The sequence below is a fragment of the Paenibacillus cremeus genome (assembly GCF_007786445.1).
In the GTDB taxonomy this organism is placed as follows: Bacteria; Bacillota; Bacilli; order Paenibacillales; family NBRC-103111; genus Paenibacillus_G; species Paenibacillus_G cremeus.
Genome location: NZ_VNJI01000049.1, coordinates 25,468 through 49,070, shown reverse-complemented (window position 1 = coordinate 49,070; position 23,603 = coordinate 25,468). Strand labels below are relative to the sequence as shown.

The window sequence follows — 23,603 nt, the reverse complement described above, 5'->3', positions numbered from 1 at the left end:
TTATCTCAAATTCCCTTCGCTGTTGAATGGCAGGTCATAGGGCTCAGTCAAAATTTCAATATCCGCGTGCTGCTTCGCTTCCTCGAGCAGGTTAACGGAAATTTCGATCTCGCCCAGATGCAGTGTATCTTGAATGCGGACGATCCGGCATTTGGTGTAGTCAAGAATGTTGCAAGTCTTAACCGCCGCCTTGATCGCATAATAATCATTTTCAAGCGTTGTCGCCTGCTTGGTAGGTGCACAAACCGTGGAGGTCAAGCCGTTCATGTAGGTGCCTTCCCAGTTCGTTTTATTTACCAGTCGCTGGGTCGTGAAATCCGCTGTGCCCACACCGTTAGCGTTGCCGTGCGATTCCGGCGTCAAGTCCAGTACAATCATCTTGGACACTTCTGGTCCACCGTGCGCATAAGGCGTTGGATAACGGCCGGTAATGTTCGGGTCCATGCCGTCGCCGCTGATGTTTTTGCCGATGTAGTCAATGACGAGAACGTCGATTTGATCGAACAAAATTTTCGGCAGACGCGCCTTCGCGATTTCCAGCAGCTTCTCTTCCCGCTCTTCCACTTGAGCCGCCGGAAGCACTTCTACAATACAAGTTTCATCGAATGCATTCTCGACAAGCGCCACGCCGAACACGATCGGCAGCTTCTCCATCATGATTTTGGCCATAGCCGGTACATTCTCCGCCATATACTTGAAGCCGAGCTGATGGCACGCCTCCGCGCCCTTTTGCTTGCCCAAGCCGATGGAGATCATCTTCATGATGCCGCTCTCGATCCGTCCGCGGAACGCTGTGTGCGGCTTCACGCGGTTTATGACGACGATAGCATCCGCTTCCGATGCGTACTTATCCACGTAAACAGGCAAGCCGTTCGGGAGCTCATCGATCTTAATGACTTCCATGGAGGAGCGGATCGGCGCGCCCATCGCTTCTTCCGTGACGCCGAGATGATGCAGCACTTCTCTTTGCCCTTCCGCAGTCGCGCCGCCATGGCTGCCCATGCAAGGAACGATAAACGGATGTGCGCCGGCTTGCTTAATGGCATCGATCGTCGTTTTGGTGAAGGCGGCGATATTCGCTACCCCGCGGCTGCCCACAGCTACCGCAACCTGCTGGCCCGGCTTGATCGTGTCGATCGTACCCGGCTTCTTGAGCTCTTGCTCCAGCACGGCGGTCGGGTTCTCCAGCTTCGTTCCGTCAAACTTTTGACGGATGCGCACCATTTGCGGGATCGGGATATCTTTCAAGACTTCTCTAATAACGCTAACGCTCATCAGTTTGTGCCTCCTGTAATCGTTTTGACGGAGTCTCGAATGACCAGCTCCGTATGAAAGTAAACGGTCGATTTCTCAACCTGTTTTTTCTCGATAAAAGACAACAGCTTCATCGCCCCGACCCGGCTGATCTCTTCAATCGGCCTGCGTACGGTCGTCAATGCCGGCGTCATAAAGCTGGAGAACAAATGGTCATCAAAGCCGACCACCGAAATATCCTCCGGCACGCGCAGTCCTCGCTCGGTAACTGCCTTAATCGCGCCCAGCGCCATGTCGTCATTGGAGCAAAATACCGCTGTCGGCCGCTCAGGTAAATCCAGCAGCACGATCATGCCGGCATGGCCGCTTTCCAAGTCGTAATTGCCTCGCACGATCCATTCATCGCGAACCGGTACCTCATACCGGCTCATCGCCTCACGGAATCCGTCTCGGCGGGCTTCGGTCGATTTAAAGCCGGCCTTCCCTTCGATGATCGCTATATCGCGATGACCTCGGCTGATCAAGTGCTCTACTACGCGGAACGCTCCGCTCTGGTCATCGGGCACCAGGTTCATCACCTTGACCGAATCCAGCGGCCGGTTCAGCACGACCAGCGGAATATCGATCTGCGCCGCATATTCGATAAAGGGCTGATCGCTCGCGCTCTGGCTCATGACGATCAAGCCGTCGAAGCTTTTGCGGTTCACGTTGTGAAAGCTCTTATAGTCGTCAATCCCGCGAACAATCAGGTTGAACTGATCCTTAATCACATCGTTGACGCCCTTGATGGCCTCATACAAGAACCCGGCGGAAGTCCCCTTATGCAGGGTGGAGAAAAATAAGCCAAAATTATAAGATCGATCCAGCACCAGGCTCCGCGCACTGTAATTCGGCGCATAATTCAGGCTGTCGGCAATCGCCTTGATCCGTTCCTTCGTTTCCGGATTGATGAGCGGGCTGTCGTTCAGCGCTCGGGATACAGTCGTATGCGAGACGCCGGCAAGTTTAGCTATATCTTTAATCGTAACGCTGCTCATCCTACCACCTCTGAATCATCATATCATAGAGCTGCACACGTTAACAACGCTCTTTTCTTGCCGGATTCTCGGAATTCTGACCTTTTTTGCAGCTGCATCTTTCGGGCGAATTCAGGTTCCAAAACCAGTTTACCCCACTCGAAGCCCGCAGGCAACTTCATGACCGTTGTCTTTTCTTATTCCACAAAAAAGCGGCCTGTGCACAATGTCACAGACCGCTTATTCTCTGGCACAAGGCCATATTCGATTACATTTCGAGAAGCAACATTTCATGCCTTAGCTCCTTTAAGCGCTCTTTGCATTTTTGTGTGGTCTCGCGATCCCCCGCTTGAATGGCATCATGCAGAGTGGCGAGCTCATAATCCAGCTCCAGCCGCAGCACCGGAATCCGTTCGTCCGGACGCTTGGAGCGAAAAGCTTGCATCATTTCTTCCACAGTCACCACCGGTTCCTTTTGAAACAAAACCTTGTGCTCGACGCCCGAAATTTCCACCATGCGGATGATTTCTCCGAACATGATGTTTTCAATCAAGATTTGACGATCCTTAAACCGTTTGACAACCGCGTGTCCGCGTGTATCGCCGATCATCTTTTCCATAAGCTCCGCTAATTTCTCATCCTTAAAGGAATAGTTGCCGACAATCTTATATCGTTCGCCTATGCGTTGGAATTTGAGCTTCACAAGCTTTCGGCCCGTTCGAATGGAAACGATAAATTGTTGATCGTTCTCGTTCCAGTACAGAGAATACCCTTCTTGGATAAGCGTTTTGATGAAGTTACGGATTAGCCGACGGTCAAATCGCAATTCAAGGTTGCAATATTCCACTTCATGACTTTTACTCACGGCAATCCCTCCTCGTCCTCATAGTTCGAAATCCGTTCATGGGCTCCGAGCGCCGGATCCGCTGTCTAGCTGTAAGCCAAGGTCGCAGACGTCCGGCAAAGTGTGTACATAAGCGGCGGCAGTTAGGGTGTCTAGGCGGCATTACCGTCTATCGCTTTGTAGTGTTGAAAGCTCCAGCCCCTTTGATAGAATTTTCTGACTATTCAGTTTCTTGATTCTATCTTATTATGAATCATATGATTTAGCAACTTGGATTATTGTCTTTTTTTACTCATTTTTGAACCTATTTTTAAGATGGCATGACTCCCCTGGAATCGCCAAAAAGACCGCCTCCGCGCCGCTGCGAAAAGACGATCTTTGTCGGCTGCCATGCTATGATTTTGTCCGCCATCGCCGCTCCCATTTGAATAGAGTTGCTTGGTCAGAGCTCAGGTTGGCACTGCTATTACTGCGGATTCTCCCGTTTCTTCGCTTCCTCCGTCAAATCCGTCTTGTTCGTCACCGTAAGCGAGTACGTGGTATTGGAGCCAGGGAGATTGTTCTTGTACAACTGAATGCGTGCTTTGTAGAAGCCGCTGACCGATTGACTCACATTGGCCGAGCGGATCGTTTCGTAGAACAAGTAATCATATGTATCCTCTTCGTCCGCCACTTTATCGATGATGATCGGCTTATCGTTGACCGTCACATTCGAAAAGTTTGAGTTGAGCGTATTCTTCACATGCGTGCGCAGCAAATCCAGCTTGACCGGATGAACCTCCTCGCTGATCACGTAGGTGGACCCGCTGGTGTCATATACTTTGGTCGGCTTTTGCTTACTCCAGCGCTTGTCCAGCTCCTTCTCGCTCACATACAGCTCCTGCGTATACCGCTCCCTCGTCTTTTTCAGCCCGTCCGTATCGACCCCCATTCTCCGCACATCCGACAGCCGGTAGAAGGGCTCGTAGCTTGCGCTGCCGGTCGCATTGTTATAGGTTATGAGCATGGGATATTCCGTCCCCAAGTAGTTCAGCTTTACCGAATATGGATTGTACATCTGGATCGTCTCGTACACCTCGCCCGAGTCATCCTTGCGCTGCTCCGGATTGATGCGGCTGTTAACATAGATCGTTTTGTTCTCCGCTTTCCAATAAATATTAGCACCCAGCATCTGACCTAGCTCTGTCAGCGGCAAATAGCTCTTATCATTAAATATCAAGATGGACCCTTCGAGCTTCGCCGGGCTGCCGTCCACAACCAGGTTGAAATCAGGACGCAGGTACGCTCTCACCTCTTGGATCACATCCTGCGCGTAGACGCCCGCAACAAAAGCACCACTGAGCATTAGGGTCAGCAGCGCGACGCGTTTCGTTCGTTTCATTATTCTCAATCCTTTCAACAAGGAAAAATGTGGTCATCCCCTCGACAATTCGACATGAATCGCGAAAACTCCTGCAAAATTTGTTGTTGACTTCCCTTTTAATTCCTATAAAATAAGTTGGTATATTTGTATATCTATATCAGCTGCTTACAGTCGCACCAAGGAGAGTGACTCCACTTTGATTGAAATCAAAAACATTAGCAAAACGTTTCACCAGCGCACCGGCGGCACCTTTACCGCCATTGACAATGTTTCCCTAACGATTGAAAAAGGTGAATTCGTTTCCCTGCTCGGACCGTCCGGCTGCGGCAAATCCACACTGCTTAATCTGGTAGCAGGACTCGAGCAAGCCGAACAAGGCACTATCACCGTAAACGGCAAGCCTTGCAGCTCACCTGGACCCGACCGCGTTGTCGTTTTCCAAGAGCATGCGCTGTTCCCTTGGCTGACCGTGCTGGAGAATGTTGCCTTCGGCTTGAAGCAAAAAGGCATCGGCAAAAAGGAACGCGAAGATTTGGCGATGGAGCAGATTAAAGCCGTACACTTGAGCAAGTTTGCCGACCGTTACCCGCATGAGCTTTCCGGTGGGATGAAGCAACGAGCCGCGATCGCCCGGGCACTCGCGATGGATCCGGAAATTTTGCTGATGGACGAGCCGTTCGCAGCACTCGATGAACAAACGCGGCTCATTTTACATAAGGAATTGGAAGAAATCTGGATGCGCACGCGCAAAACGATTCTCTTTATCACGCATAACATTCGGGAAGCCGTTATTTTATCGGATCGTGTCCTGGTTATGTCCACCCGGCCGGGCACCATCAAGAAAGAGTTTGTGGTCCAAGCGGCCAGACCGCGCGATTACGCCGACTCCGTTCTTCACCACGTCGAACGAAGCATCATGGATGCCCTCGCAGACGAGCTCGAAAAAGTGGTAAAGGAGGAGATGGGCGATGAGTACAGCATTAAGAAGAGGTCTGTTTCTAATTCTAGTCTTGATAGCGTGGGAAGCGGGATTTAGAATTTTTGACTGGGGCTGGAAATTCCCTTCCGTTACTCAGACGTTCCAAGCGTTCTATGACGGCTTTGTCCACGGACAGCTGCTGGAGGCTACCTTCCAGAGCATGAAGCGGCTGGTGCTTTCGTTCGTGATTTCCATCACGGTAGGTACGGTGCTGGGCTTCCTGTTCGCCCGTTACCGTTGGCTCGACGATACGATCGGTTTTCTCGTCGTTGCACTGCAAACGATTCCGAGCATCGCCTGGCTGCCTTTCGCCATCATTTGGTTCGGGATGAACGATTTTTCCGTAATCTTCATTACAATGCTGGGTGCCACATGGACGATGGCGATGTCGAGCCGGACTGGGATCAAAAATATTCCGACGATCTACATCAAAGCCGCTCAAACAATGGGTACAGGCGACGGGTTTCGAATGTTCTATCAAGTTATGGTGCCAGCGGCGTTCCCACATATGATGACCGGCGTACGCGTAGCGTGGGCGTTTGCATGGCGCGCGCTGGTAGCAGGCGAGCTCATCGCCAAAGGCGTAGGACTCGGACAGCTGCTGCAGGACGGCCGCAATCTGGCGGATACGGCGCTTATGCTCTGTATCGTTATTATTATTGCGGTGCTCGGTACCGTTTCCGACTCGCTCTTCTTTAAACGGATGGAGGACAAGCTCCTCATTCGTTACGGCTTAGTCAGCCATAAGAAATAGCAATACTACCTTTTCATACATTCAGACTGAAAAAAGGGGAGAAACCACACATGTTTAAAAAAGCTTCTGCATTGCTCGCCGTCGTTCTCTCGGCTACCCTGCTGGTATCCGCTTGCGGCACCAAAGCTGATGCACCGAAGGACGGAGCCGCAGCAGGCGGCGGAAAACCGGCAGCGGCCAAAACCGTGCGTCTCGGTATTTTCAAAAACGTCACTCACGCACCAGGCTATATCGCACTGGAGCAAGGCATTTTCCAGAAGTATTGGGGCAGCGACGTCAAAATCGAAGTGCAAGCGTTCGATAACGGCTCCGACTTTTCCACAGCCTTGGCCACCGATCAAATCGATCTGGGCTTCGTCGGTCCTGGACCATCCACGAACCAATTTTTGAAAAGCAAAAACTTCCGCGTCATCTCCGGCTCCAATAACGGCGGCGCCGTCCTGGTTGCAGGTAAAGACTCCGGAATTAACAGCGCGAAAGACCTGAAGGGCAAGACCGTCGCCATTCCGACCAAAGGCAGCACAAACGAAATTTCGCTGCGCCTGTTGCTGAAGGAAAACAATCTGAACGTTACTACAGATAAAACCGGCGTAAATATCATTGCCCGTGCTCCTGCCGATACGCTCATCGCCATGCGCCAGAAGGAAGTCGACGCTACGCTGATTCCAGAGCCTTGGGGCACGCAGATGGAGCAAGAAGGCATCGGTAAGGTTATCGTTCCTTGGGATCAAGTACCGCCGAACAAAGGGAACTATCCACTCACCATTCTGGTCGCCAGCGATAAGTTCTTGAAAGAGCACCGCGACATGGCAAAGCAAGCGATTAAAGCGAACATGGACGGCATCGACTTCATTAAGAAGAACCCGGACAAAGCGTATGAGCAGATCAACAATCAGCTCAAGGCGCTCAGCGGTAAAGGCATGGAGATCAACCTGATCAAAGCGGCGATCTCGCACCTGAACCTCACGACAGACGTCAGCAAGGAAGCACTCGAAGAGATGGCCCGCGTGTCTCTCGACGCCGGATATATCAAGGATGTGAAGAAGGAAGATCTGGATCTGAGCAAGTTCCTCGATCTGTCGCTGTTGAATGAAGTAAAGCAAGGCAAGTAAGCTTGTGCTTGTGCTTGTATGACCCCTTCGCCCACTGGGCTGGAGGGGTCTTTTTTCGTAAATTAAAAGGTACGCAAAAAGACCCGCACACCGATTCATTAAGGTATGCGGGTTTGTGTATTGGATTAATATGCTTTTGGAACTTCCACCTTCCGGGTAACCCCGTCCTCGGTGAAGTAAATGTGTACGCCATGATCCTGATCGTCCAGGAAGAACGACACGTATTTCGGCTCGCCCTTCTTGATCGGCACGAGCAATGTAGCGATGCGGTGGCTGCGCGCCGCCTTCGTCGTTGCCTTCAGGTGCCAATGTGTCGGCAGTCCCTCGTACTCCGATGGATCAACATCAGGGAATCCGTTCACCTGCATTAGCTCAAGCTCCCCAGACGAGCAATACACGAAGCGGCCGTCCATATCCGCCTTCGTGCCTTGGACTTTGAACGCTTGACCGTTCAGGTTCATCTCATGCAGCGTCTGGAACAGCCAATCTACTCGACCTGGCTGCGACAAATCGATCTGATCGACGACGACCACGTACGAGTTGTCCATAAAGTACAGCTCGCGGACGTAGCGCTCCAGATAAGGCACATTCTCTTTATAGGCCGCTGTAGCGTCGCTGCGCGAGTAGCTGTATCCGTTGCGCTGCTCAACCGCTTCAACCTGACCGGAGGCCGCCATGTTCAGCACTTTGTTCGTGCCTGCATATTGACCGAGACCGTCGACCAAAATGTTGTTCGTGGACCGCGTCTGTTTGCGCCAGTTCATATGCATGGTGCTGCCAAACGCCACATAATGGCCGCTCTCAATAGCCAGCGGCTCGCCGTAGGCATGAAGCAGGAAGCCGTTCTGATCGCCGTGGCTATGGCTGATGGAGCCGTATTTACTGCTCTTGGCAAGCAGCATGATATGGCGCTCCGGATCGGCCATGTTGGCATGGAAAGCGACCCAGCCTACATCGCGGAACCATTTTACCGACTCGATCTTATCATTGTCAGGTACGACTGGCTCAAGCACCGGGTAATCATGGCGATACACCAGCTCGTCGAAGCGGAAATCCCACCAGCCGTAGTTGTAAAACTTCATTTCCGAATCCGTATCGGTCTCGCGAACACGCTCAAAGTACCATTGATACAGCCCGTTGCCGGTCACGCCTGCAAATTGGCGGATGTTGAAGCCGGTTTTGAGACTAACCGGATCGCCCAGCGTGGATTGATCGCCGAAGCTCGCACGCAGCGTATCCGGACTGAAGCAGTAGAACGGGAAATCGCCGGTTTTGCTGAAAAACGGACGTTTGTAGAAGTCGATCCCGGTATATTTCTTGAGCAGGTTCATCGCTTCCGTCACGAACGCCATCCCCGTCGTCCAGTACATCGGACCTTCGGCCCAGCCGCCATCTACGCCGCCCCAAGGGGAATAAAGCCCGGAATAGTATTCCAGTGTATAATCCAGCCACTCCACCGCCTTCGGCTCTTCACCGAGCATCGCGATGCAGCAAGGCACGAGTACGCTCGAAAGCGAACGGACGGCATGACTGTCGAATGGAACGTGATGAATTTTGGAACGCTCGATGACATGAAACGCCACTTGACCTGTGCGCGCAAGCAATTGCTCCCGAACCGCTTCACGCTCTTCGGCCGATAAATGGTTGTACAGCCAGTCATAGCCCCAAGCCAGCGCTCCAGCGATACGGAACGATGCCTCGTCATTGTAGTCGCGGGATGTAGTCCCTTCCGGATTCCAGGACGTAATGTGCAGAAGCCAAGCTTTTGCGCGCGCAATTAATGCTTCATCTTCCAGCACAACGCCGGCCACCGCCAAATGGCGAACCGCATACAGCGCTTCCTGGCAATCCATGTACATTTGGCGCCACAGCTTCGCTACGCGTTTATTATTCGGGTACGGCAGCGGCTCGGCAATCAGCTCGCGCTCGATCCAAGGCTTCACTGAACGCTCATAGAACACATCCCAACCGGCAGCCGCTGGGTCTTCCTTCACCTTACGGCGGAACGAATCCAGCTCGCTGGCCTGCAGCCATAAGCGAGGGTGAGCTTCAGCTGTAGTGGCATAGCGCGTTTCACGGCTTGGAAGCGGTGTTTCCGGCAGCCCTTCAGGGACTGTAAATCCGCGCACCTTGCTCCATGCTGTGTGTGCGCCATGCTCATCCGTCAGCAGTGCGTAGCGCCAATAATAGTCACCAGGCTTAAACGCCTCATCAGGTGTAAACAAATTCACAGGGATCGGCTGAATCGTAGTCGTAATCTCATCCACAAATTCCGGATGACTCGAAATTTGCAGAACATAGCGGTCATTCTCCAGCTGCGCTGGAATCCAGGTAAACCTCGGCGGATTTTCGATCAATCCGATTTGCTCATTCGGTTCGTACTGAACCGTAAGGACACCGCTCTGCGGCTCATACAATGGCGATAACTGTTCCATGGTTGTTCCCCTCCTATGAGTTCAAGCCCATCTCTTCAGACATATAAAGTGTAGTGACGATCGATTCACATTCGACTCGCAGCTCGCTGCCTGTCAGCGTTAACGCTACCGGCCCTTTGGTGCTGTAGACGTGGATAAAGCGGCCCGACAGTCCGCGCTGTACTTGAAGCAATGCCGTTAACGGCTTGCTCGGATCGATACTGTTGCCCGGCGTATGGATGGCATACGCTTCCGTACCAGGCAGCTGCAGCGCCGAATGATACAGCTTGGAGCCGTCCTTCAGCTGATAGGTGAATTGAAGCAAGCCATCGGCAGACGGCACATAGCTTCCCTTCAGCGGAAGGGATCGCTGTTCGTTGTTGATCCGAAGCTCATAGCTTGCATCCGGATCTGCCGGCTCCAGCTGTGAAGCCAAATCCAGCGCCTCCACAATCGGATGCATCCACCATTCGATCGCAGCGTCCTGCTCCAGCTTCACTTCAAACCAATCCAGCAGCCATTGCTCGGTCAGCCGCAGGTGTCGATCCATTCGGCAGCCAGGGTATGCTCCATCGGTTTGCAGCCAAACCGCTGTTGCTTCCTCTGTCTCCTCGAAGCGGACACATCGGCCTTCATGCTCTGCCTGGGAGATTCCATCAAGCGAAACCGTGTTGTGACTGGCCGTTTCGGCAAACCATGTCTTGCGCAGCGAAGAGCCATAAGGCACCATGCCAAAATCCGGCGTAAACGCCCCGCTCCGATGCATGATGGAAACATGCAGCTTGTCATAATGCCCGTGCGAGCCCCCATGCGGGCCAAAATCCGCCAGGAACGAAAGCTTGCTCTTATCATGGCGTCCTACGACAAAGCCGGATGGAGCCAGCAGTCTCGAAGCACGCGAACGCTGAGCTTGCAGCCCGGATAAGCTGACGCAATCCTCTGCAGCGGCGACTCCTTCGCTTGCTCCATACAACAGCGCTTCCAAATCACATCGCTCGCCTGTTTTACTTCCAAGCTGGCGGTAAGCCTCCGCAAGCAGCGGCACAAGTTCCTGCTTCCCGTAGTTCGTTAAACCGATCTCCAGAATTTCGGCGATTTCGCGGGCAAACGGCAGACGCTCCATCGGTCCGTCGTGCAGCGCTGGAATGACGCCTTGGTCATCCGCCAGCGAGACAAGCGCGTCGAACATGCCGGACATCGTCTGGCCTTCCGTACCTTCCGCTGTATACAAGTCAATGCCGAAGCGCTGCGCCATTTCCGCGGAAATCAGATAAGCCCGAAGGACAAAAATATGATAATAAGTGCTGCCTTCAAATTCGAGCTGATCCGCTTTCACGCCGATGGACAAATGGTGCCTCCAGCCGCCTTCGCCTTCAATCAAACCGAGCAAGCTCTCGCGCTCTCCGCGAACGGCATAAACGCACGAAAGCGACGCGTTCAGCCAGGCCGTGTAGTTGTTCTCTGGATTTTTGCGTTCGTAAATCAAGATTTGCCGGTACTCCGTCATACTGGATTCCAGCATGGTCAGAAACTGATCGACAGCCTCCTGCTCGTCCGTTGTAAACGCCACACCTTCATCCTTCAGTAGAAGGAGTGCTCGAAGCAGTGTCGTAGACCAAATGCCCTCTGTCAGTGCCTGATGAAACGCACGGCCCTTGAGCATCCAAGGCTGCGCATCCGGATGCACCGGATAGTGAGGAAACTGCCGTGCATATTCCACCACGAGATGCTTGGCAATGGAAGCGTACCCGTCGTCCCGCGTACCTGCATAGACCGCCGCTGCCTGCAAAGCTGCCCGAGCCAGCGACTGGTGCTTGAATACCAGCCACGCTCCGCGATAGGCCGGCTCATCCACCTTGCAGCCGTGTGGACAATAAAACTCGTGCGCATCCTGATCCAGAGGATTAAAGAGCAGCTCTGCATGGTGCACCGGGCACACATATTGATGCCACCAGCCGCCCGGCTCCGAAGGAATGGTGAGGCTTCCCGCAGCAGCCAGTTCATCGATCTCCTGCTTAAGCTTCTGAAGCAGCGTAGCCGCCCAACCCGTCTTGTTCCGTTTCTCCCCGATTTGTGTACTCATCTCATCATCATCCCGCCGTTGATTTCGATCGTTTCACCGGTCAAATAAGCGGCCAGATCCGATGCCAGGTACAGAACCGCACCCGCTACATCCTCTGGTGTCCCCTCGCGCTGCAGCGGAATGCCGTTGATCGTTGCTTTACGTGCATCATCCGATGTGAAGGTAGCGTGGAACATCGTATTGCCGATAAAGCCTGGGGAAACCAGGTTTACCGTGATCCCGCCGGATGCCAGCTCTTTCGCGAGCCCCTTCGAATACGCCGAAACCGCTGCTTTGCTGGCCGCATAAATGCTGGAGCCTGGACCGCCGCCGTTGTGCGCCGCGACCGAGGACATGTTGATGATACGTCCTGCGCCTTTGGCTTTCATTCCTGGAATCACCCGCTTGCACATGAAGACAGTGCTTTTCAAGTTGACGTCCATAATTTGATTGTACAGCTCCTCCGTCATTTCGCTGTTGGCAAGCCGCTGCACCAAGTGGCCCGCATTGTTCACCAAAATATCGACGCTGCCTCCAAATGCCTGCTCCACCTCAAGTACCAATCGGTCGATTTCTGCTGCATTCGTCACATCCGCCTGCACCAGCACCGCTTCGCCGCCAGCCGCACGAATGGCCGCTACGGTTTCTTCCCCTTGGGCAACGTTGCGCAGGCAATTGACGCCTACCTTGGCGCCGTTAGCTGCGAGCGCAATCGCGATAGCTCGGCCAATCCCTGCATTCGAGCCTGTGACCAAAGCAATTTTACCTGTCAAATCGAGTTTCATTGTGAGTTCCTCCCATGATCGGTCTGTGAATCGTTCTTCTTTCGTAAGGCGGGACGTGTCGTCTCCGGCATATTCATCACAATCTGACTGCCTCGGCCCCATTCGCTTTCAATCGTAAGTCCATACTGCTCTCCAAACACCATTTGAATTCGCCGATGCACATTCATCAGTCCAATGCCGCCGCGCTGCTGCCCGCCGCTTTCTTGTTGATCCGCAAGGCGGTTAAGCTGAAGACGCTGCCGCAGCTCTACCAACCGCTCCGGCTTGATGCCGGCACCGTTGTCCTCCACCATGACCTGGAATATACCGCCTTCCTTCCGAGCGTCGATACGAATGTAATGATGCGGTTCGACGCCGTCGGGGAACGCATGCTGAAAAATATTTTCGATCAGCGGCTGCAAGGTTAGGCGAACCATTTTCTCCAGCAGCAGTCCAGGTGGAATAGCGACATCAATCTCAAACTCCTTGCCTGTCCGGTGCTGTAAAATAATCATGTAATTACGAACGTGGTTGAGCTCATTGGCAACCGTAATTTCCTCCAGATTCGTCTGGATGGAATAGCGCAGCATAAAAGCCATCGCCTCGACCATTTCCGTAATTTCATTGGAATCCTGTACAATCGCGTAGCAGTTAATCGTTTCCAGCGTGTTGTACAGAAAATGCGGGTTAATCTGCAATTGCAGCGACTGGAATTCCGCCCGCTCGCGTTCAAGCTCGGATTTGCCCAGCTCAATCGCATTTTTTTGCTGCTGGAGCTCCGCTTCGTACACCTTCTCGATCATCTCCGACAGCCTCGTCACCATCAGATTATAGCTGTGCATCAGACCACCGATTTCATCGGTTCGTCCCACTTCATCGATATGCTGCCAGTTCCCCTTCTCCGTTTCGCGCATGCTGTCCTTCAGCTCTCGAATCGGTGCCACAATCGAACGGCCAAAGCGATAAGCCATCCAAAGGGCGGCAACGAGCGTAAACAAACCGACCGTAAGCGTTGTCGTACGAATGGTCGAGATCGGACGTCGCAATTCTTCGACCGGCATGGACGCGACCAAATTCCAGTTGGAGTAGTCCGATTTCCGGGAAACGAACATCCGCCGTTCACCATGAAGCGTCTCGATGACGGATTTGTTGCCGCTATTCATGATCTGCTTAGAAAATGTCGGATCCAGCTTCGATTCTCCTGTTTCAGCATTCGGGTTGTAGATGTAATTGCCATCCTTATCTACAATGAAGAAGTAGCCATTTTTCCCTAGGTTGACGCGCTCCCAGATTTTGGCCAGCTCCGCCAGCTTGAATTCAATCGCCACAACGCCCCTGTTGTTTTCCCCATACTTGGAGCCGCGCACCTTGCGTGCCATCGTTGCTACAGTCCCATGATCCTCCGGTCGTATGCTTAAATCCAGCAGCACAATCCGTCCATCATCCGGAGTGGATTTCATCAACGTTTCATATTGGTCGGTCACCAGCACCGGATCCAAGAAAAGCAGGTTCTGGTTATTATAAACTACCGATCGGCCATGCTGTCCAACCACATAAACCATGTTCAGCTGCTTGTAAATGGAAGGGATCGACGTGATGGAATCCTGTGCAAATTTCTTGATGACCTCGGAATAATAATAGTGCTCATACGCCGAGTCCGGCTGAATTTCCAAAAATGCGCGCACATCCGAATTGGACGAAAAGGTATTGCTAAACAGCTCGTACGATTGCAGGTAAATATCGGTCTGGTACGTCGCGCTATCAATCATTTGCTGCATATACTGCTCAACCTGCTGGTCCAGCGCTTTAGAGGACTGAAAGTAAGTAAATACGCCGACAGTAGACAGGGAAAGCACGATTACGATCATAAAATAGCGGTAAATCTGTGCGGAAAGCGTCCGTTTTTCCATTACTCGATGCCCAGCCTCTGACGGTATTCCGATGGCAAGCAGCCGGCGTATTTTTTAAACGTTTTTGTAAAATGAGGATGGTCCGCATAGCCCACTTCCCCCGAAATGTCGGTGATGCGATAATGCGGCTGCTCCAGCAGCTTCTTGGCTTTTTCCATCCGCCGCCGCGTCCGGTACTGCACAAACGTTTCCTGCGTGGACTGCTTGAACAGCTGGCTGAAATACGAGGCGTTAAGCCCAATATGCTCGGCCACCTCCTCCAAGGAAACCTCCTCGGCCAAATGCTCCTCGATGTAGTGCTTCGCTTCCTCCACAGGATCCTTTAATTTGCCTCTGCGCTTGGCCTTCAGGTCAGCCATCAGTTGTCTGATGCTGCTAGCGAACCGTTCCCATGCTTCTTCTTCGTTGGAGGTCCCTTCCAGTGTCAGCTGAGAGCTCATCGTAAATACATCCCGCGTGTTCAGCCGTTTGCTGAGCAGCGTACTTAATTCGCCGAGCACATCGCAAATCCGGCTCAGCTTGAAGCGGTACGCATCCAATTCACTTTTCATGGCGCCCAGCAGCGATGCAATTTCGGTTTCCTTGAGCGTCCAGATCGCCTCGTCCATTTCTCCGACCCAGTTCTCCAGCTTCGAAACCGGAACAAAGGCCTCACTGCGCTGCTTCACGTCGAGTCGGATCAGCTTCTCCAGCACGTCCTGGATCTTATTCTTGTTCACCGGCTTGAGCAAATACTCTTTCACACCAAACGATACGCACTTCTGAGCGTACTCAAAATCGCCATACCCTGAAATGACCACCATCTGGATGTCAGCATCCATCTCGGCCACCTCGCGGCACAGCTCCAGTCCGTCCATCTTCGGCATGCGTATATCGCTAAATAAAAAATCGGGGCGCTCTTCACGAATCAGTTGCATCGCTTCTACCCCATTCTCCGCGGTGCGGATCGATGCGATCGGCAGGCCGGATTGCTCCACCAGCTTTTGCAGTCCTTTGCGGATCATTGGTTCGTCATCTGCAATAAGAATTCGATACATGAGAAACGCTCCATTCATGAGGGATATAACAATCACTCCTCACACCGCTAGGCGATGTGAGGAGATGGAAAGTAAACAGTTCAGTTATTAACGGCGCGGCATGGAGATCGTTACGCTTGGATCTTTCTTCGTAAATTTCTCCGTGGACTCTTTAATGACATCGTTACCGCCCTTGGACTTATACTCTTCGATAACCTTCGGCCAATCGGAGATCGGCTCTTTGCCATAGACCATTTTGACCATGTGTTGAAGTATCAATGGAGCGGCAAAGTCGGACTCCGGCGAGATGTCCGGGTTCTTGATCAAGGAATCCAAACGAGGCTCGAATTGGATACCGTCGCGGCCTTCTTTTGCCAACATTGTATCATAAATGTTCATCAATTTCTTGCCATCTTCAGTCAGGCTGAGTGTACCTTTGTTATACGTTGTGTCTTGTACCATCCACAGGAAGGCTTGCCGGTAACGCTCTTCGTCTACTGCTGCTGGATCCGTTGGAGCTTTGTAGTCGATTTTGCCATCTTTCACAGTATAGTTCTCGCCTTCGATACCGAAAGTGAAGAATTTCTCTGCTTCGTCCGACAACATCCAGTCATAGAATTTGATGATGGCTTCAGGATTCTTTGCTTTCTTGTTAATGAACCATGCGCGAGTGACGGAGTTGTACAGATAGTAGCCGCCCTTGCCATCCGGACCTGTTGGAGAAGGAATCAGCTCCACCTTCGCTGTAGGAACATTCGCTTTCAGCTGTTGCTCCCATTGCAGCACTTCGTTCGCGTTCATGGACCAAATACCGGCTTTACCAGCCAAAATGTTGTTCTTATACACCGTCGGGTTGATCGTTGCAAACTCTTTGGAGATCAAGCCTTCGTCGTACATGGTTTTATACGTTTGAAGCGCTTTAGTCATGTTCTCTACGTTGAAGAACTTCGGAACGATTTGACCGTTTTGCTCCATGTTCATCGACAGGTAAGGGAATGCGTCGAACGCTCCGAAGAAGGTGTCGGCATATTTAAAGTTCTCGCGGCCTTGGTAAGGCTGCTCTACGCCCATCTCTTTGAATTTGCGCATTACGTTCAGGTAGTCATCCACCGTTTTTGGAATCGGCAGGCCTGCTTTATCCAGCAAGTCTTTGCGGATTGCCGTAGCGCGGCGGGAAGGGTTCGACAAAAATTCCGGAATCGCGTAAATTTTGCCGTTGTAGGTTTGCTTCGCCCAAGCTTCTTTAGGGATTTTCTTCAGCAAGTTTTGACCATATTTCTGAAGCAGATCATCCAGCGGCATAAATACGCCCGCTTGTACGGAACCGGCCATTTCTTTACCTGCGATCCCGCCGCTGCCTTGTACCACATCCGGAATATCGTTCGTTGCGAACATTTGAATCATTTTCGCTTCAAATTCCTTGTGCGGCACCAGCACGATATCCAGGTCTGTATTTGTCAGCTCTTCGAGCTTCTTAACCCATTTGTCATCATTGATATTAGGCGATTTCTCTACGTAGTTAAATGCGAGCGTACGCATCGAAACCGAGAACTTTGCCTTTTCCGCTTTTTTACCGCTGTCTGCGGCCGGCTTGTCCGAAGTTTTAGCGCAACCGGCAGCCATGGTAGCAGCAAGCGCGGAAGCCAAACCAACCTTCATCCATTTTTTCATTATAGCCCCTCTTTTCATCAAATTATGACATAAGATTACAGCGCTTTCACACACGCTTTATTGTAAAGGGGCCATGAAACCCGAACAAGGGAATGACTTTGGCTCGGGTTGTCATTTTTTTAGGCCCCGTTTAACGCAGGTGGTACAGCTTAAGACTTGACGGATCCGATCATCATCCCTTTGACAAAATGACGCTGCAGGAACGGATAGATCAAGACGATCGGAATCGTAGCGATAATAATCGTAGCCATCTTGATCCCCTCTGGGTCGGAGTGCAGCAAGGAGCTGAATTGCGCCGCATTCGGATCAATGGAGATATCATCGGCTTCGATCAGCTGACGCAGCTTTACTTGCAGCGGCCAGAAAGCCGGTTTATTGATATAATACAACGCGTTCATGTACGTGTTCCAATGATTGACTGCGTAGAAGATCCCGAGCGACGCCATTACCGGCTTAGAGAGCGGCAAAATGATGCTCCACACCATGCGCATTTCTGTGCATCCGTCAATACGGCCGGAATCGATCAGCTCACTTGGAATTTGCATAAAGAACGAACGCATTACGAAGAAGTTAAATGCACTAATCGCGCCTGGAATAAGTAAAGCCCATGTCGTATTGGTCAAATGCAGCGTTTTCATCAAAATAAAGTTCGGGATGAGCGGCGCACTGAACACCATAGTGATGAGCACCATGAAGACGACCATCTGTCGGCCTTTATACTCTGGACGTGAAACCGGATAAGCCAAGGATGCTGTAGCCAGCAGGTTGATGAGTGTACCAACGACCGTAATGTAAACGGTAATATAGAATGACCGCCAAATGGACATATCGCTGAACACATACTGATAGTTGATCAAAGTGAAGTGCACCGGCCAAAAGAGCACCTTTCCGCTCACAATCGCCTGCGAATCGCTGAAGGATTGTGCCAGCACGTTCAAAAACGGCAGAAACATCGCAAGCGCCAGGCAGGTTAAGAAGAGAAGGTTGAAAAAATTGAATGTATGCCAAGCCTTAGTTGCTTTTCTCATGATCTATTTCACCTCCGACGAAATGCGGTCAAATTAATACAAGCTTTCGCCTGTCGTTTTTTTACTCATGTAATTACAGATAATAACCAGCAGAAGCCCTACGATTGATTTGAATAAGCCGATGGCTGTCGTGTAGCTGAATTGCTGTCCGAGCAGACCGACCGAGTAAATGTACGTATCGAGAATTTCGCCGCTGTTCTTATTCAGCGGATTCAAGAACACAAGCACGCGCTCGAAGCCGAAATCCAAGAATTTACCGATGTGCAGCAGGAACATGATCATGATCGTTGGAAGCAAGGATGGAACCGTAATCGCCATCGTTTGACGCCAGCGGTTCGCACCATCCACTTCGGCCGCTTCGTACAGATCCGGGTTAATACCGGCCAGCGCCGCGAGGTAAATGATCGTACCGTATCCGGAGTCTCTCCAAATCCCGGAGCCTACCAGGATCGTCCGAATCCAAGATTCTTCTCCAAGGAAGTACACCGATTGCATTCCAAGCGCGTTGAGGAGTTGGTTTACTGCACCAGTCGAAGGCGACAAGATCCCTACCGCGATCCCGCTAACGATAACCCACGATAAAAAGTGCGGCATATAGACAACCGTTTGCAATAACCGTTTGTAAGTGACGATCCGAAGCTCGTTAAGCAGCAAAGCGAGAATAATCGGTGCCGGGAAGGCAATCACCAAATCGTAAAGGCCGATGAGCAACGTGTTTTTCAAAATGTTCAGGAAGTCGTAGTGCGCAAACATCCGTCTAAAGTGCTCCAGCCCAACCCATTTGCTCTCGAGCACGCCGCCGAACATGTTGTAATCCTGGAAGGCGATAATCGAGCCAAACAACGGAACGTACTTGAAAAGGATAAAGTAGATAATGCCTGGCAATGACAGTAAGTAGAGCGCTTTATATTTCCACAAGAAGCTGTACTTGCTTTTTTTATCGGCCTTGGAGTTCACATTGACTCGTTCTGCCATATTCACAGCCATATTTGTCCCCCCTGAATATTTATTTTGTGTCCTTATCTTAACTTGATTTCGCATTTGTAAACTATGGATTGCCTTTTCCCTTACTTGTGTTTTTTTTAGGTGCATTCCTGTTATATGAGTCGATTCATGTCGAACCGTGTTACCAATCGCCTCAGATCCTCAAAATATGGTATATTGTTCTAATACCGGATCGTTCCGGAAGCTTGGTTTTTAGGGGAGAAGAACAAACATGACCACCACTGCAACTACATTCGAAGGATTCCGCGAGACGGATTTTGACACCTTTCGCATCGAGGGCCTGGAAGGCCGCATGGAAGCAATTCGCAGCCGTATACAGCCCAAATTTCGGGCTCTAAGTGACGCGCTCTTGCAAGGCGTAAGCGTGCAAGCCGGCGAAGAAATGTTTCTGCACATAGCCAAGCATGCCAGACGCACGGTGAATGCACCGGTCGATACTTGGATGGCGATGGCCGGCAATAAGCGCGGCTACAAGGCGCACCCTCATTTCCAAATCGGGCTGTTTGATGACCGGGTATTTATTTGGCTGGCGCTTATCTATGAACTTCCAAGCAAGAAAGCCATTGCCGAGACCTATCTCAGCCAGCTGAAAAAAATTCGCAAGACAATCCCGTCCGATTTCATGCTGTCGTTTGACCATATGAAAAAAGACGCGTTCGTGGTGAAGCAGCTGGGCGAAGCCGGCTTACGGGAAGGCATCGAGCGGTTCCGCGACATCAAAAGCTCGGAGCTGCTGATTGGCCGCACCTTTATGGCGGACGAGCCGCTGCTGCGCGACGGCCAAGCCTTTGTGGACACCGCGGCGAAGACGTTCGAGACGCTCATGCCGTTGTATAAGCTAGCCCAGGCGTCCAGCTAAATTTTTATCTTAGCCTAAGGTTCTTTTAAACTAATTTTCACTGCTCCTGTATACCCTATGGATGGCGACAGCCTATACCAATGACTGGAAGGAGAACCAATTTATGAAGCAGCCCTACGGTAAAAAAGTAATCGTATCTGCCCTTGCCTTAGCATTACTGCTCGGATTCGGAGCGCTCTATGGCACCAGCCAGCTCGTTCTTGCGGACCCCTCGGATCCGGCTGTGCAGTCCTCTGCTCCTAGCAGCGACGCCCCACAAGATCAGACCAGCAAGCTTAGCCGCTTGAAGGAATGGTTCGGCAAGCGCGGCGAGAAGCAGGACGAGAAAAGCAAGGACGGCAAGCATGCAGGCAAATCGCTGCCCATCTTCGATGAAGCGGCCGCCATTCTAGGGATGGACAAGGCTGCGCTCCAAGCGGCTCTGAAGGAGAAGACGCTGGTGCAGCTCGCAGCCGAAAAGAACATTAGCGAAGCCGATCTGATCGCCAAGCTGCAAGCCGAGCGCAGCAAAAAAATCGACGAAGCGGTCGCCGCAGGGAAGCTGACAGCGGACAAAGCGAAGCAGCTGAAGGATCATTTGGCTGAGCACCTGAGCTTTATGGTGAACCACAAGTTTACCGGAGAAGGCATGCACGGTCACGGCAAGCATGGCTTCAAGCACCGCATGATGCCTGCTCCGGAGAAGCTCGCTGCGATCCTCGGGATCACGGAAGACGAGCTGAAAGCGCAGCTGAAGTCCGGCAAATCGCTGGCCGACATCGCGCAAAGCAAGGGCATGACCAAAGACCAGCTGATCAGCAAAATCAAGGACGAGATGACCCCTTGGATTGAGAAAATGGTTGATCGCAAGCATGTAAAAGAGGATAAAAACCCGAAATAAGGATGATTTCAAAGGGCCGACCTGTGTGATTACGGGATCGGCCCATTGACATTCCGACAGACGCGAGATATAATCTGAACCAATCATTACATCAAAGCATTGACCAAGGACAAAAGTCCGTTGCAGCGATCGCCCAGAGAGGAAGCCCCCGGCTGAAAGGCTTTCCGAGAACGTTCACGCGGCTTACCCCCTTGCAGCTGCAGTCGGGAACAAAGTCACCGTTATATGCGGGATTTTCAGTATCGTCTGCCGGGCCCGCTCCCGTTATTAAGCGTAAAGTACGGTACTTGCAGCGTCATCCGTGTATACGCTAGCTTGGACCGTTAAATTAGGGTGGAACCACGAGCACATCGTCCCTGCGACTGTGCTCTTTTTTTGTTTTTCTAAGTCATATTTTACAAGCTTTGACCAAGGAAAAGAGTCCGTTATAGCGCTCGCCCAGAGAGGAGGCTCCCAGCTGAAAAGCCTCCCGATGTGCCAACGTGACTTACCCCCTTGCAGCTGCGTTCGGGAACGAAACCCCATCGATGTGGGATTTCCAGTATCGTCTGCCGGGTCCGCACCCGTTATCTTGCGTAAAGTACGGCTCCTGAAGCGTTATCCGTGTGTACGCTAGCTTGGACCGTTAAATTAGGGTGGAACCACGAGCACATCGTCCCTGCGATTGTGCTCATTTTTTTATTCAACATTATCCTTGAGGAGTGATTCAACATGGAACAAGTCAATGTCATCCTGCCAGACCAATCCGTTAAACCTTTGGTGAAAGGAGCCACCGTGGGCGACTTGGCCGCGTCCATTAGTGTATCGCTCCGAAATCGCGCGGTCGGCGGGAAAATCAGCGGCAAGCCGGTGGATTTGAACACACCGATTCTCAGTGATGCCCAAGTCGAGGTGATCACGCTCGATTCGCCTGACGGACTGCAGCTGCTGCGGCACAGCACGGCGCATCTGATGGCGCAGGCGGTCAAACGCCTCTACGGCGACAAGCACATTTCGTTTGGCGTAGGGCCGGTGACAGCCGACGGCTTTTTCTATGATATGGATCTGCCCGAGCCGCTCTCCCCTTCCGAGCTCCCAAGAATCGAGCAGGCCATGCGCGCAATCGTTGAGGAGAACCTGCCAATCGAGCGGCAGGTGGTGTCCCGTGAGGAAGCGATCCAGCTGTTCAATGAGATCGGTGATCCCTTGAAGCTGGAGCTCATCCGCGAGCTGCCGGGTGATGCTGAAATTTCTGTATATAAGCAAGGGGAATTTATCGATCTTTGCCGCGGTCCTCACCTGCCTTCGACAGGCTGGATCAAAGCCTTCAAGCTCCTTTCCGTGGCTGGGGCCTATTGGAAAGGTGATGCCAACAATCGAATGCTGCAGCGCATTTACGGAACAGCTTTTGCGAAGAAGCAGGAGCTGGAGGAGCATCTTCTGCTGGTGGAGGAAGCGAAAAAGCGAGATCATCGCAAGCTGGGCAAAGAGCTCGACTTGTTCATGTTCTCCGAAGACGCGCCGGGCATGCCGTTTTATTTGCCCAAAGGAACGGCGCTGCGTAATGAGCTCGAGCAATACGAGAGAGGGCTGCAGCACGCGCGCGGCTATCAAGAGGTTCGCACACCGTTGCTTATGAACCAACGCCTGTGGGAGCGTTCCGGCCACTGGGAGCACTATCACGAGAACATGTACTTCTGCGAGGTGGACGGTACACCGTTCTCTTTGAAGCCGATGAACTGCCCTGGTCATATGTTGATTTATAAAAACAAGCTGCGCTCCTACCGCGACCTGCCGATCCGCATGGCGGAGAACGGCCAAGTGCACCGGCATGAAGCATCCGGCGCTTTGAACGGTATGATGCGTGTGCGCACTTTCACTCAGGATGACACGCACATCTTTTGCCGACCGGATCAGATCGAGTCTGAAATTGTCGGCGTGATTGAGCTGATTCAAGAAATGTACGGGACTTTCGGCTTCCCCTACACAATGGAGCTTTCCACTCGACCGGAAGATTCCATGGGCTCAGATGAGCTGTGGGAACAGGCGGAAGGCGCGCTGAAGTCTGTATTGGATTCGCAAGGTATCCCGTACCGAGTCAATGAAGGCGATGGAGCGTTCTATGGTCCTAAAATCGACTTTCATATTCAAGATGCGCTGAAGCGGAGCTGGCAGTGCGCGACAATCCAGTTGGATTTTCAGTTCCCGGAAAAGTTCGATCTGGCTTATGTCGACGAGCATAACCAGAAGCTGCGCCCGGTCGTCATCCACCGCGCCGTGTATGGATCGATCGACCGGTTCATCGGGATGATCACAGAGCACTATGCAGGTGCCTTCCCGCTCTGGCTGGCTCCGACGCAAGCCATTGTGCTGCCGATTGCAGCCGCACATGCTGCGTATGCCAAGCAGGTTGAGCAAGCGCTTCGAGCAGCAGACATTCGCGTGGAACTAGATGATCGCAGCGAAAAGATCGGGTACAAGATCCGCGAAGCGCAGCTGCAAAAAATCCCTTATATGCTCATCATCGGTGACCAGGAGCTGCAAGCCGGTACGGTTTCCGTCCGCAAACGCGGCGCAGGCGATGCAGGGGCTATTTCGGTGAACGAATTGGTTGAACAGCTTCGGACAGAGAGCGACCAGCGAAATTAAACGCTTGCTCGTTATGCCACAGTAATGTAAAATTTGCCTGCTAT

At 52.0% G+C, this 23,603-nt stretch carries 18 protein-coding genes; 6 read left to right on the top strand and 12 right to left on the bottom strand.

The window, feature by feature from the left end; genetic code table 11:
• The 4 genes from FPZ49_RS27595 to FPZ49_RS27580 all read right to left on the bottom strand — a co-directional run bounded on the left by FPZ49_RS27595 (position 1) and on the right by FPZ49_RS27580 (position 4,495).
• Positions 1-1,275, bottom strand: a complete 1,275-nt coding sequence (locus FPZ49_RS27595; RefSeq protein ID WP_144853275.1) for a lactate racemase domain-containing protein — start codon at positions 1,273-1,275, stop codon at positions 1-3.
• Positions 1,275-2,291, bottom strand: coding sequence for a LacI family DNA-binding transcriptional regulator (locus tag FPZ49_RS27590; RefSeq protein WP_144853273.1), 1,017 nt, complete (start codon positions 2,289-2,291; stop codon positions 1,275-1,277). Before FPZ49_RS27590 ends, FPZ49_RS27595 begins: the two co-directional genes overlap by 1 nt.
• 247 nt (positions 2,292-2,538) lie before the next feature.
• A complete protein-coding gene (locus FPZ49_RS27585) occupies positions 2,539-3,135 on the bottom strand; it encodes a hypothetical protein (RefSeq protein WP_144853270.1) in 597 nt (198 codons plus the stop codon).
• A 445-nt stretch (positions 3,136-3,580) separates the two neighbouring features.
• Entirely contained in the window at positions 3,581-4,495 is a 915-nt protein-coding gene (locus FPZ49_RS27580; protein ID WP_144853268.1) for a stalk domain-containing protein, read from the bottom strand.
• 178 nt (positions 4,496-4,673) lie between these two features.
• Here FPZ49_RS27580 and FPZ49_RS27575 point away from each other — a divergent pair, with 178 nt between their 5' ends.
• The 3 genes from FPZ49_RS27575 to FPZ49_RS27565 are packed head-to-tail and all read left to right on the top strand — an operon-like array spanning position 4,674 to position 7,322.
• Entirely contained in the window at positions 4,674-5,513 is an 840-nt protein-coding gene (locus FPZ49_RS27575; RefSeq protein ID WP_144853266.1) for an ABC transporter ATP-binding protein, read from the top strand.
• On the top strand, positions 5,446-6,210 hold the full coding sequence (locus FPZ49_RS27570) for an ABC transporter permease (protein WP_261381652.1): 765 nt from the start codon (positions 5,446-5,448) through the stop codon (positions 6,208-6,210). The genes FPZ49_RS27575 and FPZ49_RS27570 overlap by 68 nt, the downstream gene beginning before the upstream one ends.
• 50 nt (positions 6,211-6,260) lie before the next feature.
• Positions 6,261-7,322 carry an ABC transporter substrate-binding protein gene (locus FPZ49_RS27565; RefSeq protein WP_144853264.1) on the top strand — a complete coding sequence of 354 codons (1,062 nt, stop codon included), beginning with the start codon at positions 6,261-6,263 and terminating at the stop codon, positions 7,320-7,322.
• 125 nt (positions 7,323-7,447) lie between these two features.
• On the opposite strand, the gene FPZ49_RS27560 is transcribed toward FPZ49_RS27565, so the two are convergent.
• The 8 genes from FPZ49_RS27560 to FPZ49_RS27525 form a co-directional block, all read right to left on the bottom strand.
• Positions 7,448-9,757 carry a DUF4962 domain-containing protein gene (locus tag FPZ49_RS27560; protein ID WP_144853262.1) on the bottom strand — a complete coding sequence of 770 codons (2,310 nt, stop codon included), beginning with the start codon at positions 9,755-9,757 and terminating at the stop codon, positions 7,448-7,450.
• A 13-nt stretch (positions 9,758-9,770) separates the two neighbouring features.
• Positions 9,771-11,819: a heparinase II/III domain-containing protein gene (locus tag FPZ49_RS27555; RefSeq protein WP_144853260.1), complete on the bottom strand. Its 2,049-nt coding sequence runs from the start codon at positions 11,817-11,819 to the stop codon at positions 9,771-9,773.
• Positions 11,816-12,583 carry an SDR family NAD(P)-dependent oxidoreductase gene (locus tag FPZ49_RS27550; protein ID WP_144853258.1) on the bottom strand — a complete coding sequence of 256 codons (768 nt, stop codon included), beginning with the start codon at positions 12,581-12,583 and terminating at the stop codon, positions 11,816-11,818. Before FPZ49_RS27550 ends, FPZ49_RS27555 begins: the two co-directional genes overlap by 4 nt.
• Positions 12,580-14,472 (bottom strand): cache domain-containing sensor histidine kinase, encoded by a 1,893-nt coding sequence (locus FPZ49_RS27545; RefSeq protein WP_144853256.1) that lies wholly within the window; start codon positions 14,470-14,472, stop codon positions 12,580-12,582. Before FPZ49_RS27545 ends, FPZ49_RS27550 begins: the two co-directional genes overlap by 4 nt.
• Positions 14,472-15,509 (bottom strand): response regulator transcription factor, encoded by a 1,038-nt coding sequence (locus tag FPZ49_RS27540; protein WP_144853254.1) that lies wholly within the window; start codon positions 15,507-15,509, stop codon positions 14,472-14,474. Before FPZ49_RS27540 ends, FPZ49_RS27545 begins: the two co-directional genes overlap by 1 nt.
• Positions 15,510-15,596: 87 nt before the next feature.
• A complete protein-coding gene (locus tag FPZ49_RS27535; protein WP_144853252.1) occupies positions 15,597-17,159 on the bottom strand; it encodes an extracellular solute-binding protein in 1,563 nt (520 codons plus the stop codon).
• 149 nt (positions 17,160-17,308) lie between these two features.
• Positions 17,309-18,187, bottom strand: coding sequence for a carbohydrate ABC transporter permease (locus tag FPZ49_RS27530; protein ID WP_144853250.1), 879 nt, complete (start codon positions 18,185-18,187; stop codon positions 17,309-17,311).
• A 33-nt stretch (positions 18,188-18,220) separates the two neighbouring features.
• Positions 18,221-19,162 (bottom strand): ABC transporter permease, encoded by a 942-nt coding sequence (locus tag FPZ49_RS27525; protein WP_144853298.1) that lies wholly within the window; start codon positions 19,160-19,162, stop codon positions 18,221-18,223.
• 241 nt (positions 19,163-19,403) lie between these two features.
• Between FPZ49_RS27525 and FPZ49_RS27520 the strand changes: the two genes are divergently transcribed.
• The 3 genes from FPZ49_RS27520 (at position 19,404) to thrS (ending at position 23,559) form a co-directional block, all read left to right on the top strand.
• Complete coding sequence (locus tag FPZ49_RS27520) at positions 19,404-20,051, top strand: DUF1054 domain-containing protein (protein WP_144853248.1); 648 nt, start codon at positions 19,404-19,406, stop codon at positions 20,049-20,051.
• A 103-nt stretch (positions 20,052-20,154) separates the two neighbouring features.
• A complete protein-coding gene (locus FPZ49_RS27515; RefSeq protein ID WP_144853246.1) occupies positions 20,155-20,931 on the top strand; it encodes a hypothetical protein in 777 nt (258 codons plus the stop codon).
• A gap of 711 nt (positions 20,932-21,642) precedes the next feature.
• Entirely contained in the window at positions 21,643-23,559 is a 1,917-nt protein-coding gene (gene thrS / locus FPZ49_RS27510; protein WP_144853245.1) for a threonine--tRNA ligase, read from the top strand.
• The last annotated feature ends 44 nt before the right edge of the window (positions 23,560-23,603 follow it).